Genomic DNA, 12,436 nt, shown 5'->3' with positions numbered 1-12,436 from the left:
ATTCCCGAAACGCCGCCCCGGCGGCCGCGGAGCGGTTATGTTCATGGCCGACCTGGCACGAATGGGTCACAACAGACACCGATGCACTGAGAGGTGACAGTGATTCGCTTTATCGCCAAAACCGCCATCGCGGCAGCCGCGGCCGGACTTCTCGCCGCCGGAGCGGCCGCGCCGGCCGTCGCCGCCGAGACCGCCCCGGTCCCGGAGGCGGGCCACGAGTACGACCCGCAGGACTTCGGCGGCGTCAACTTCCTGTCGAACCTCTGCATCGGCAACTGGAGCGGCGACGTCATCAGCCTGCTCAACGTCGCCAAGAGCGACGTGACCGACCTGTGCAACGGGTGGGACCAGAACCCGAACGGCGTCAACGTCGCCTCGAACATCTGCGCCCTGAACTGGGACTGGAGCAACGCCGCCAGCCTCGGCCTGCTCGGCACCTCCGACGTGGACAAGGTCTGCAACTGGTCCAAGGACCAGAAGCCGCACCACCACCACGACTAGGCGCGTCCCGCAAGGGCACTCGTCAAGTGCTCATGTCGACACGTCAAGGGGCGGCCATCGCGAGATGGCCGCCCCTTCGCCGCGCCCCGGGCTCACCCTTCCCGGTGCGGCTGGATTGAAGCTGTTCTCTTGTGCGACCCCGTCCCCCCGGATACCTCGGGGACGGGGCCGCAAACCAGCGGTGCCCTTATCCCGCAGTGCATCCGATGAAGGACGGGGCGACCGCGGGCCGGCCGTCCTTCGCGCCGATGAAGCCGAAGGTGAAGGTGCGGCCCGCCTTGAGGGCCTTGCCGCCCGCCACGTCGGTGGCCGTCACCTGCTGGCCCTCCTGGTCGAGCTGCACGCTCCAGGAGTGGACGATCGACTGGCCCGTGGGCATCGTCCACGTGAGCGTGATGTCGTCGAGCGACCGGCTCCCGGTGTTGGTCACCAGGATCTGCGCGTTGAACCCGCTGGGCCACTGGCCGTTGATGCGGTACTCCACCTCGCAGTGCGGCGCGGTCTGCACACCGCCGGACTGGTCGGCCGCGAAGTTCGCGACCTGCGCCAGCGAGGCGTTCCAGTTGATCGTGAGCTCGTTGGTCGCCCACGAGCCGATGTCGTCGATGTAGCAGCGCTGCGGGGCGCAGTCGGCGAGCCAGCGCTGCGCCACCGGGTCCCACGTGCCGGCCACCGAGTTCGGGCCGCCCGAGAGCGTCCCGGCGGGCGGGTTCGGCAGGTTCGGGTCGAGCTGGTTGGCGTACCAGCGGGAGTGCTGGTTCTGCGAGAAGTGCGAGCCGTACCCGGTCACGTACGAGTTCCCGAGGGCGTTGCGGCCCAAGAGGTAGTCGAGCCCGGAGAGGACGCCGTCGCGGTAGTCCGCCTCGCCGGTGAGGTCGAAGGCGGTCGCCACGACCACGAGCCGGTTGAGCACCACGCTGTTCGAGCCCCAGTCGAAGAGCCCGTTCGCGCCGTACCCGAGGTCCCACGGGCTCGCGCCCTGCTCGGCCAGGTAGTGGTCCGCGCCGGCCACGACCTGCGCCACGACCTCGTCGCGGCCCGGGAGCGCGTTCGGCACCAGGGCCAGGTCGAGCTTCGCGAGCTGGGCCACCTCGGCCCACCAGAAGCCGCCCGCGCTGAAGACGTCGGCGTCGTGGAGCTTGGAGTCGAGCACGAAGTCCTCGTAGGTCTTCTCGCCCGTGGTCAGGAACAGCTCCGCGGCGGCCCAGTAGAACTCGTCCTCCACCTTGGAGTCCCCGTAGGGGCCGCCGCCGGCGGGGCTGGTGTCGGGCGCGTAGACGTCCGGGTGCGCCAGCGCCGCGGCCCAGGCGGTCTCGGCCGCCTCCAGGGCCTCCGCGGCGAACGCGGCGTCGTACGGCTCGAACAGTCGCGACGCCTGCGCGGCCGCGGCGGCCAGGTTCAGGGTGGCCGCGGTCGACGGGGGCTGGAGGTAGCGCGGCTGCGGGTCGTCGGCCGGCATGAGCGGCAGGCCGGTCCAGTTCTCGTCGTGGATCTTGTGGTGCGCCATGCCCGCGAGCTCCTCGCCCGCCGGCACCTGCATCGACATGAGGAACTCGACCTCCCAGCGGGCCTCGTCGAGGACGTCGGGGACGCCGTCGCCGTGCTCGGGGACGCGCATCGACCCGTCCGCGAGGCGCCCGGTGTCGCCGGTGGGCGCGTGGAGCGCCCGCTCGTAGACCGACAGGAGCTGCGCGGCCGAGATGCCGCCGTTGACGACGTACTTGCCGTGGTCGCCGGCGTCGTACCAGCCGCCGGTCACGTCCAAGGTGTAGTCGCAGGCGCCGGCGGCGCAGGGCACCGCCCCGTCGCCCTGGTTCGGCGCGGCGTCCACGTGCCCGGCCTCGCGGCCGTACCCGGGCGCGACGGCGTCGTCGATGGCGATGCCCGAGCGCTGCGGGTAGTAGAACGAGATCGCGTCCACGGCCAGGTCGCGGTAGGCGTCGCCGCCGATCGCGAACGGGTAGGAGGTCTCGCCGTCGGCGGTGAGCGTGAAGCCCTCGCCCGCGGCGGTCACCGCCGAGAAGTCGATGACGTGCACCGACTCGCCCGAGGTGGACTCGGCGCCGTACGGGGCGGTGTCCCCGTCGGCGACGAGCGCGCCCTCGGCGTCGTGGAGCTGCCACGGGACGGCGTCGGCGGCCTCGGTGACGAGCGTGGCCCGCTTGGGCCCGTCCTGGAGGTAGGCGACCTGGTTGACCCGCACGCGCGGGCCGGTGTCGGGGTCGTACACGGGCGGTTCGGCTCCGGTGAGCAACTGGACCTCCGATAGGCAGAACTGCCACGGGTCGGCGTGGCGCCCGATCTGGAACGCGAGCTGCGCGTCGGACCAGTCGGCGCCGGCGGTGAAGGTGAAGCTGTAGTCCTGGGCCTCGGCCCCGAGCGCCGGGAACTCCTCCAGCGCGGTCGGCCAGGGGTCGACGGGGCGCTGGACGAGGGCCCGGACGCTGACGTCAGCGGAGGCCCGCGCCGTGAAGTTCAGCTCGTAGGACTCGCCGGTCACCAGCGGCAGGCCGTCCTGGCCGACGATGGCGTCCCAGGCGTTGGCGGTGCCGCCGGGGACGTCGATGCACCACTCGCCGGCGTCGACGGCGCCGGTGAGGTTGGCGGTGGTCCACCAGCCGGTGGTCCCGTTCGCGAAGTCGCCGTTGGTGATGAGGTCGTTGGGCTCGTCCTGGGCCTGCGCCGAGGGCGCGGCGGCCGCCGCGCCCAGGGCGAAGGCGGTCGCGGCGGCGAGTGCCAGGCGTCGGCGCCGGGAGCGGGTCGATCGTGCGGGTCGCGGCATGGAGGTGGTCTCCTCGCAGGGGGTTGGGAGCGATTCCACGCACATCCTGTCATTGATAGACGTGAATGTCAAGGAGTCCGCTCCTCAGCGCTGCGTCGGCGGGCCGCTGGTGCCGCGCACGACCAGCTTCGACTCCAGCTTGAGCGTGGCGCCGGGGTCGCGCACGCCCCGGAGCTGCTCGTCGGCCGCCTCGACCGCGAGCCGCGCCAGCCGCGGCACGTCCTGGCGCACCGTGGTGAGGTCGATGTGGCTGAGCCCGGCGATGTGCGAGTCGTCGTAGCCGACGATCGAGACCTGCTCGGGGATCTTCACCCCGGCCCGCGTGAACACGTCGAGCAGGCCGATCGCGCACTGGTCGTTCGAGGCGAACACCGCCGTGGGCAGGCCCTCGTCGCCCGCGAGCATCCCGCGCGCGGCCTCCTGCCCGCCCTCCTCGGTGTGGTTGCCCGGGAGGATGCGGACGCGGTCGGCCAGGCCGTGGGAGCGCATCGCGTCCCGGTAGGCCCGCCGCCGCTCCGGGGCGCCGGGCTTCGAGCCGCCGTCGACGTGCGCGATGTCGCGGTGCCCCAGGCCCACCAGGTGGTCCACGACCTCCCGCGCGCCGGGGCGGTCGTACGAGGTCACGATGTCGACCGGGGCGCATTTGAGGTGGCGGCCGAGGACCACGACCGGCAGGCGGGTGCCCAGGTCGGCGATGTCCTCCTCCGCGATCGTGGGTCCGCACAGCAGCAGCGCCTCGGAGCGGTGGCCCACCAGGGCCTCGATCGCCTTGTGCTCGTCGCGGCTGGGGACGGCGGCGCTGAGCACCAGGTCGTAGCCGAGCTCCTCGGCGGTGGGGTAGATGGCCTCGACGAGGTCCACGTGGTGGGGGTTGCGCGCGGTGAAGAGCACGCCGAGCACCTTGCTCCTGCCGCGCGCGAGGAGGCGCGCGGCCATGTCGGGCTTGTAGCCGAGCCGGGCGGCCGCCGCGAAGACGCGCTCGCGCGTCTCGGGGCTCGCGCCGGGCTGGTCCCTGAAGACGAGGGACACGAGCGCCCGCGAGACGCCCAGCTCGGCGGCCACGTCGGCCATGGTGGGCTTGCGCGACCGCGGTGCCGGGGAGCGGTCGTTTCCCTGTCGCAGGTTCTGGGGGGTCATCGAGTGGTGGTCCTTCCGGTCGATGCGTACTGAAGTTTTTCATACGCGACCACTTGACCGGACCACGTGGCGCATGCCATCCTCGCTTCACTAGCGCGCTCTAGTGGCGCGCGCGAAACCGACATACACCGCCCAAACGGCGACCGCCTTCCCCGGCGGCCGCCGCGCCGCGTTCGGAGGGCCCGTCCGCTCCGGAGGCGGCGCGGGCTCGGCCCGCCCCGACCGGCGCCCCATTGGCTACTGTGGACGGGTCACCCGAACGGATCCGCGAAGGAGGGCAGCGGCCCATGAAGATCGGCTTGATCGGCACCGGCTGGATCGGTGAGGAGCACGCCAGGCGCCTCTCGGGGCGGATCAGCGGCGCGGAGGTGGCCGCCGTGTCCGACATCGACCCCGAGCGCGCCGCCGCCGTGGCGAAGGCGGTCGGGGCGCGGGTCGCCGCCGACGCCGACCGGCTCATCGCGGACCCCGAGGTCGAGGCCGTCGTGGTGGCCTCCTGGGGTCCGGCGCACGCCGGGCAGGTGCTCGCCTGCATCGCGGCGGGCAAGCCGGTGTTCTGCGAGAAGCCGCTCACCACCGAGGCCGCCGACGGCCTGCGCATCCTCGAAGCCGAACAGGCCCATGGCAAGCGCCTCGTCCAGGTCGGCTTCATGCGCCGCTACGACGCCGGGTACCGCCAGATCAAGGCGGTCCTCGACGCGGGCGGCGTCGGGACCCCGCTCATGGCCCACTGCGCGCACCGCAACCCGACCCAGCCCGAGTCGTACCACTCCGACAAGCCGATGGTCGACACCGCGGTCCACGAGATCGACGTGCTCCGCTGGCTCCTCGGCGAGGAGTTCGCCACCGTCCAGGTCGTGGTGCCGCGCTCGACCGCGAAGCGGTACCCGCACCTGGTCGACCCGCAGATCCTGCTGCTGGAGACCGAGTCCGGGGCCCGGGTCGACGTCGAGGTGTTCGTCAACTGCCAGTACGGCTACGACATCCAGTGCGAGATCGTCGGCGAGACCGGCACCGTGCGCCTCCCCGACCCCGCGGCCCCCTTGGTGCGCAGCGGGGGCCGCGCCGCGTACCCGCTCGTGCAGGACTTCCCGAGCCGCTTCGCCGACGCCTTCGACACCGAGCTCCAGGAATGGGTCGACGCGCTGCACGCCGGGCTCCCGGCCGGGCCGAGCGCCTGGGACGGCTACGCGGCCACCGTGGTCACCAACGCCGCCGTCGAGGCCCGCCGCACCGGTGCGATCGTGCCGGTCGACCTGCCCGCGCGGCCGGACTTCTACAAGGAATGACTTTGCTCTGGGGTTATGAGGACGGGCCCGGCCTGGCGGCCGGGCCCGTCCTGCTCATCCGGCCGGGATGCCGCCGTTCACCAGCGGCACCGGGTCCGCCTCGACCTCGGTCACCTGCCCGACCTCGACCCGGTACGTGGTCCCGTTGTAGTCCTGCACGCCGTCCTCGACGGTCATGATCCCCACGGTGCTGTACCCGCCGTGGTTCGTCTCGCTGAACGACAGCGGCACGATCCCGTTGCCCTGCAACGACCCCGACTCGACCGCCGCGATCAGCGACTCGCGCGTCGGGTCCTCCCCGGCCGCCGCGAGCGCCTCCGCGAACAGGTAGCCCACGCTCATGCCGAGCACCGTGTTCGCCGTGAACGGCGCGCCGCCGTTGTACTCCTCGTTGATCTGCCGGAACAGGGCCGTCCACTCGCTGTCGGGCCCGAACGGCAGGTAGTTGACGCACACCATGCCCTCCAGGAGCCGCGCGGCCGCCTCCTCCCCGAGGTGCCCCACCAGCGTCGGGTAGTCCGCGCCCGAGGAGGACACGTACCACTGCGGGGACCAGTCCATCTGCGCCGCGGTGCCCACCGCGAGCGCGGTGAACCCGTTGATGGTCCCCAGGATGTTCACCTCGCACCCGGCCGCCTTGAGGACGCCCATCTGCACGGTGAGGTCGGTCGCCGAGGTCGCGTACGTCTGGATCTCGGTGATCTCGTTGCCGCCCAGGACCGCCTCGACCCCTTCGAGCAGGCCCTCGCCGTAGTCGTCGGCCTGGCCCAGGACGCACACCTTCGCGCCCGGCTCCCGCTCCAGCGCGTACTGCGCGAGCGCGGCGCCCTCGGTCGTGTACTCGGCGTTGTACCCGAACGCGTTGGGGTACAGCGCGGGCTGGTTCCACACCCGCGAGCCGGAGGCGATGAACAGGTCCGGGACGCCCTCGTCGGCGAGGTAGTCGAGGACCACCGAATGCGTGGGCGTGCCCAGGCCGTTGACGATCGCCAGGACCTCGTCGTCCTCGACCAGCTCCGTGACGACCTCGTTGGTCTGCTGCGGCTCGTACGCGTCGTCCTTGACCAGGTACTCGATGCTCCTGCCGTTGACGCCGCCGCCGGCGTTGACGTACGCGAAGTACGCCGAGGTCGCCGCCGACACCGCCGAGTACCCGGCCGCGGCCGGTCCCGACAGCGGCTGGTGGGTCCCGATGGTCACCGTGTCGGCGGTGACGCCGGGGGTCGCGGCCGCCTCCTCCTCACCGCCGGGGGCCGTGCAGCCGGCCAGGACGAGGACCGCCAGGGCCGCCAGGGCCGCCGCGCTCCTCGACGTCTTCGCGGGGGTCCGCATGTCGATCACCTCTTCGTGGTACCGGGCGCCGCATTGATGAACGTTGATGGGAAGCGGTACCCGGGTGCACGGAGAATACTATTCGGTAACTTGTATTTCCGCAGCCCCCAAGGCCCGCCGTCCGGACAGGACCCCCTCCGCCGTCCGGTTGAATCACGGTCCTGTCCGAAATCTGGGAGGCGCGTCCCACCAGGGGCGGGATCACACCGGCCCGGATGGCAGACTTGACGCGTGTTGCGATGGATGACAGCTGGAGAGTCCCACGGCCCCGAACTCGTGGTCACGATCGACGGCCTGCCCGCCGGGATCGAACTGACCACCGAGGCGGTCGCCGCCGAACTGGCCCGCCGCCGCCTCGGTTACGGCCGCGGCGCCCGCATGAAGTTCGAGGCCGACGCCGTCAGCTTCATCGGCGGCCTGCGCCACGGCCGCACCCTCGGCTCGCCCGTCGCCGTCCGCGTCGGCAACTCCGAGTGGCCCAAGTGGGAGACCGTCATGGCCGCCGACCCGGTCGACCCCGCCGAACTCGAAGGCGTCGCCCGCAACGCCCCCCTCACCCGCCCCCGCCCCGGCCACGCCGACCTCGCCGGCATGCAGAAGTACGACCACGACGACGCCCGCCCGATCCTTGAGCGCGCCTCCGCCCGCGAGACCGCCGCCCGCGTCGCCGGCGGCACCGCCGCCAAAGCCTTCCTCAAGCAGGCGTTCGGCATCGAGATCGTCTCCCACGTCAAGGCCCTCGGCCCCGTCCGCGCCAAGGAAGGGCTCGTCCCCACCCCCGACGACGCCGCCGCCGTCGACGCCGACCCGCTGCGCTGCATGGACCCCGACGCCTCCGCCCGCATGGTCGCCGAGGTCGACGCCGCCAAGAAGGACGCCGACACCCTCGGCGGCGTCGTCGAGGTCCTCGCCTACAACGTCCCGCCCGGCCTCGGCTCCCACGTCCAGTGGGACCGCAAGCTCGACGCCCGCCTCGCCACCGCCCTCATGTCGATCCAGTCGGTCAAGGCCGTCGAGATCGGCGACGGCCTCATGCAGGCCGCCGTCCGCGGCTCCTCCGCCCACGACGAGATCGTCCCCGGCCCCGACGGCGTCCAGCGCCTCACCGACCGCGCCGGCGGCCTCGAAGGCGGCATCACCACCGGCCAGCCGCTCCGCGTCTCGGCCATGCTCAAGCCCATCTCCTCGCTCACGCGCCCGCTGCGCACCATCGACACCGAGACCGGCCAGGCCGCCGAGGCCATCAACCAGCGCTCCGACGTCTGCGCGGTCCCCGCCGGGGCCGTCGTCGCCGAGCACATGGTCGCCTACGTCCTCGCCGAGGCCGCCCTGGAGAAGTTCGGCGGCGACTCCGTCGGCGAATCGCGCCGCAACTTCGAGCAGTACCTGGAGCACCTGCGGGTGAAGTAGCCCGCCGTCCCGCCCGCCGGCGCCGCACCGCGGCGCCCCTCCCCGAACCGGAGTGAACGCTGATGAGTCTGATCGTGATCGTCGGGCCGCCCGGCTCCGGCAAGACCACGGTCGGCCGCGCGCTGGCCGACGCGCTCGGCGCGCCCTTCCGCGACGCCGACGCCGACATCGTCGCGGTCGCGGGCAAGCCGATCGCGGACATCTTCGTGGACGACGGGGAGGACCACTTCCGGGCGCTCGAACGCGAGGCCGTGCGCCGGGCCGTGGCCGAGCACGACGGCGTCCTCGCCCTCGGCGGCGGCGCGGTCCTGTCCGAGGCCACCCGCAAGCTCCTCGCCGACGTGCCCGTGGTCCACCTCCGCGTGGACCTCGCCGAAGCCGTGCGCCGCAACGAGATCGACAAGGGCCGCCCGCTCCTCCAGGTCAACCCCCGCGCCACGCTGCGCCGCCTCCTGGACGAGCGCCTGCCGCTGTACCGCGAGGTCGCCGACGTCGAGGTCGACACCACCGGGAGGGACGTGGACGACCTGGCCGCCGAGATCCGCGCGAGGCTCGCCGTGCGCACCGTCGCCGTGAACGACGCCGAGACCCCCTACCCGGTCCTCATCGGCCGCGGCACCGTCGAACGGCTCCCCGAGTTCCTCGGGAAGGCCGCCCGCGTCGCCGTGCTCCACACCGAGAGCACCGCGCTCCTCGCGCAGCGCGTCGGCTCCCTCCTGCCCGACGGGGTCGAGGCCACGCTCATGGAGCTGCCCGACGCCGAGGACGGCAAGACCGTCGCCGTCGCCGAGCAGTGCTGGGACGCGCTCGGCGCCGAGGGCTTCACCCGCACCGACCTCGTCGTGGGCGTCGGCGGCGGCGCGGTCACCGACCTCGCCGGGTTCGTCGCCGCCTGCTGGCTCCGCGGCGTCGCGGTCGTGCACGTCCCGACCTCGCTGCTCGGCGCCGTCGACGCGGCCGTGGGCGGCAAGACCGGCGTGAACACCGCCGCCGGCAAGAACCTCGTCGGCGCCTTCCACCCGCCCCGCGCGGTCCTGGTCGACCTCGACAACTTCGCGACCCTGCCCGAACGCGACCTCGCCGCGGGCCTCGCCGAGGTCGTCAAGGCCGGCTTCATCGCCGACCCGGCCATCCTCGACCTGGTCGAGGCCGACCCGCGGGCCGCGCTCGACGCCACCGGCCCGGTCGTGGCCGAACTCGTCGAGCGCGCCATCGCCGTCAAGGCCGAGGTCGTCGCCTCCGACCTCAAGGAGGGCGGCCTGCGCGCCGTCCTCAACTACGGGCACACCTTCGCGCACGCCATCGAGAAGCTGGAGCACTACCGCTGGCGCCACGGCGACGCCGTCGCCGTGGGCATGGTCTACGCCGCGCACCTGAACGCCATCACCGGCCGGGTCGACCTGGTGGAGCGCACCGAGGCCGTCCTCGAATCGCTCGGGCTGCCCACCACGTACGAGGCCGGGCGCTGGGATGAGCTGCTCCAGGTCATGAAGATCGACAAGAAGAACGTCGGCGCCACCCAGCGCTTCGTCCTCCTCGACGCCCTCGCGGCGCCCGTCGTCGTGGACGACGTGACCGCCGAGCAGCAGCGGGAAGCCTATGAGAGGCTGACCGCATGACGACTGTGCTCGTGCTCAACGGCCCCAACCTCAACCGGCTCGGCAAGCGGGAGCCCGCGATCTACGGCTCGCAGACCCTCGCCGACCTCGAGGCGCTGTGCGCCAAGACCGGCGCGGAGCTCGGCCTGGACGTGGACTTCCGCCAGACCAACCACGAGGGCGAGATGCTGGAGTGGCTGCACGAGGCCGCCGACGAGTCGTACCCGGTGGTCCTCAACTCGGCCGCCTGGACCCACTACTCGGTGGCCGTCGGCGACGCGTGCGCGCAGCTCACGGCCCCGCTCATCGAGGTCCACCTCTCCAACGTCCACCAGCGCGAGGCGTTCCGGCACCACTCCTTCGTGTCCGCCCACGCCAAGGGCGTCATCGCCGGCCTGGGCGCCGACGGCTACACCGCGGCCCTGCGCCACCTCGCCTCCCTCACCGCCTAGCCGCGCCCCTGGTCACAGCCGACGCGGCCTGCGCCCTGACCTGCCGGGCCGCCCGCTAGCATTGACGGTCGGCCCAGTCAGACCCACTACCGAAAGAGACGAACGCCCGTGGCATCCACGAACGACCTCAAGAACGGCCTGGTGCTCAACCTGGAGGGCCAGCTCTGGCAGGTGCAGGAATTCCAGCACGTCAAGCCCGGCAAGGGCCCCGCGTTCGTGCGCACCACCCTCAAGCAGATCCCCTCGGGCAAGATCGTCGACAAGACGTTCAACGCCGGCACCAAGGTCGAGACCGCGAACGTCGACCGCCGCACCATGAGCTACCTCTACAAGGAGGGCGAGGACTTCGTGTTCATGGACATGGAGTCCTACGAGCAGTTCCCGCTCGGCCCGGGCCTCGTCGGCGACGCCGCGAAGTTCATGCTCGAGAACTCCGAGGTCACCATCGCGTGGCACGACGGCAAGGCGCTGTACGTCGAGCTCCCGGCCTCGGTCGAGCTCGTCATCACCTACACCGAGCCGGGCCTCCAGGGCGACCGCTCCTCCGGCGGCACCAAGCCCGCCACCGTCGAGACGGGCGCCCAGGTCCTCGTGCCGCTGTTCATCGACAACGGCGAGAAGATCAAGGTCGACACCCGCGACGGCAAGTACCTCTCGCGAGCCTAGGGGTGGCGAACCAGCAGAGCAGCGGACCCGACCGGCTGACCGCCCGCACCAAGTGGCGCATGCGGGCCGTCGAGATCCTGTACGAGGCCGAGTCCCGCGGCGAGAGCGCCAAGCGCGTCCTCGCCGAGCGGGCCGACCGCGCCTTCACCGACCCCGAGGCCCCGCGGCTCCCGAAGTACGCCGAGGAGCTGGTGCGCGGCGTCGACGAGTACCGGTACGAGCTGGACGAGGCCATCGGCCGCGCCGCCAGCGGCTGGGCGGTCGAGCGGATGCCCGCGGTCGACCGGAACGTGCTCCGGGTGGCGCTGTACGAGATCATCTACGTCGAGGACGTCGACACGCCCGTGGCCATCAAGGAGGCCATGCGCGTGGCGGAGCAGATCGGCTCCTCCGACGACACCTCGTTCGTGAACGCGGTCCTCGACGCGGCGGCGAAGGCCGAGGAGTAGGGTTCCAGGACAAGCGAAAAGCGGCTGCGCCCTCCGATCCCGGGCCCAGCCGCTTTCTCGTGTTCCGGGGCTACTCGCCGTCCGAGGCGAAGAACGCCTGGAGGTCGTGCACGAGCACGCCGAAGTCCTCGAGCTTCTCGATCAGGCCGGAGGGCGTGGTCGAGTAGACGACCGCGAGCGTGTACAGGTCGTCGGCGCGGATCGAGAGGATCCGTCCGTTGTAGTCGCCGCGGCGCTGCTGGATGGAGCGCGCGAGCTTGGCGACGTGCTCCAGCTCGGGGTCGGGGTGGTCGTAGAGCGCCTCGAGGTTGAGGACGATCTTCTCGGCCTGCTCGACCGGGAGCGGCACGCCCTCGGGGAGCAGTTCCGAGACGGGGATCCGGTAGAAGTCGGCCAGTTCGGCGAGGCGGCTGACGGTGATGGACCGGTCGCCCCGCTCGTAGGAACCGATGACGACGGCCTTCCACTTGCCGCCGGACTTGTCCTCGACGCCTTGCAGGGACAGGCCCTGCTGCATCCGAATGTCGCGCAGCCGGTTGCCGAGCGCCTTGGCGTAGTCAGATGTCGCCATGCTGGGATCAACTCCAATTTTCGGTACGAGAGGAATCCTATTGTTGACTACCGTCGGTGACCATCGGCCGTTGGGGTGCCCCCAAACAGTGTTCTTCGTCGCGCAAGGCCCGAAAGACTGACCGGCAAAACACATCATACCCGTCAAAGACGCAGCTAAAGCCGCCCTGGTTTTGGGACTCGGGTTTACGCTCCGTCACCGGCGGCGTAGCATGGCCCGCGACGAAACCGTTCTTTAACAGACCGTCCA

11 protein-coding genes are annotated in these 12,436 nt (G+C 71.7%); 7 read left to right on the top strand and 4 right to left on the bottom strand.

The features are described from left to right. The first annotated feature begins 99 nt into the window (after positions 1-99). Positions 100-501: a hypothetical protein gene (locus tag BLS99_RS14870; protein WP_091051098.1), complete on the top strand. Its 402-nt coding sequence runs from the start codon at positions 100-102 to the stop codon at positions 499-501. Positions 502-688: 187 nt separating this feature from the next. Here BLS99_RS14870 and BLS99_RS14865 read toward each other — a convergent pair whose 3' ends face one another. Together BLS99_RS14865 and BLS99_RS14860 are read right to left on the bottom strand one after the other, a co-directional pair. Next, complete coding sequence (locus BLS99_RS14865; RefSeq protein ID WP_091051095.1) at positions 689-3,283, bottom strand: glycoside hydrolase family 9 protein; 2,595 nt, start codon at positions 3,281-3,283, stop codon at positions 689-691. 84 nt (positions 3,284-3,367) lie between these two features. Continuing rightward, complete coding sequence (locus tag BLS99_RS14860) at positions 3,368-4,420, bottom strand: LacI family DNA-binding transcriptional regulator (protein ID WP_245712252.1); 1,053 nt, start codon at positions 4,418-4,420, stop codon at positions 3,368-3,370. A 287-nt stretch (positions 4,421-4,707) separates the two neighbouring features. On the opposite strand from BLS99_RS14860, the gene BLS99_RS14855 reads away from it, so the two are divergent. Beyond that, positions 4,708-5,709, top strand: a complete 1,002-nt coding sequence (locus tag BLS99_RS14855; protein ID WP_091051087.1) for a Gfo/Idh/MocA family protein — start codon at positions 4,708-4,710, stop codon at positions 5,707-5,709. Positions 5,710-5,763: 54 nt separating this feature from the next. Here the strand turns inward: BLS99_RS14855 and BLS99_RS14850 are convergent, their stop codons facing one another. After that, positions 5,764-7,041 (bottom strand): ABC transporter substrate-binding protein, encoded by a 1,278-nt coding sequence (locus BLS99_RS14850; RefSeq protein WP_091051484.1) that lies wholly within the window; start codon positions 7,039-7,041, stop codon positions 5,764-5,766. Between the two features lie 231 nt (positions 7,042-7,272). Here BLS99_RS14850 and aroC point away from each other — a divergent pair, with 231 nt between their 5' ends. The 5 genes from aroC (at position 7,273) to nusB (ending at position 11,616) form a co-directional block, all read left to right on the top strand. Then, positions 7,273-8,451: a chorismate synthase gene (gene aroC / locus BLS99_RS14845; RefSeq protein ID WP_091051085.1), complete on the top strand. Its 1,179-nt coding sequence runs from the start codon at positions 7,273-7,275 to the stop codon at positions 8,449-8,451. 62 nt (positions 8,452-8,513) lie between these two features. After that, positions 8,514-10,070 carry a 3-dehydroquinate synthase gene (gene aroB, locus BLS99_RS14840; protein ID WP_091051082.1) on the top strand — a complete coding sequence of 519 codons (1,557 nt, stop codon included), beginning with the start codon at positions 8,514-8,516 and terminating at the stop codon, positions 10,068-10,070. Next, on the top strand, positions 10,067-10,501 hold the full coding sequence (gene aroQ / locus BLS99_RS14835; protein WP_091051079.1) for a type II 3-dehydroquinate dehydratase: 435 nt from the start codon (positions 10,067-10,069) through the stop codon (positions 10,499-10,501). The genes aroB and aroQ overlap by 4 nt, the downstream gene beginning before the upstream one ends. Positions 10,502-10,609: 108 nt before the next feature. Further along, complete coding sequence (gene efp, locus BLS99_RS14830) at positions 10,610-11,167, top strand: elongation factor P (RefSeq protein ID WP_091051076.1); 558 nt, start codon at positions 10,610-10,612, stop codon at positions 11,165-11,167. 2 nt (positions 11,168-11,169) lie between these two features. Then, on the top strand, positions 11,170-11,616 hold the full coding sequence (gene nusB / locus BLS99_RS14825; protein ID WP_091051074.1) for a transcription antitermination factor NusB: 447 nt from the start codon (positions 11,170-11,172) through the stop codon (positions 11,614-11,616). 70 nt (positions 11,617-11,686) lie between these two features. Here the strand turns inward: nusB and BLS99_RS14820 are convergent, their stop codons facing one another. After that, positions 11,687-12,187 carry a transcriptional regulator gene (locus BLS99_RS14820; protein ID WP_091034397.1) on the bottom strand — a complete coding sequence of 167 codons (501 nt, stop codon included), beginning with the start codon at positions 12,185-12,187 and terminating at the stop codon, positions 11,687-11,689. Positions 12,188-12,436: the final 249 nt, after the last annotated feature.

This window comes from Glycomyces sambucus (genome assembly GCF_900102815.1).
GTDB lineage: Bacteria > Actinomycetota > Actinomycetes > Mycobacteriales > Micromonosporaceae > Glycomyces > Glycomyces sambucus.
Note: the sequence above shows the minus strand (reverse complement) of the source record. Positions and strands in the feature narration are given on the sequence as shown.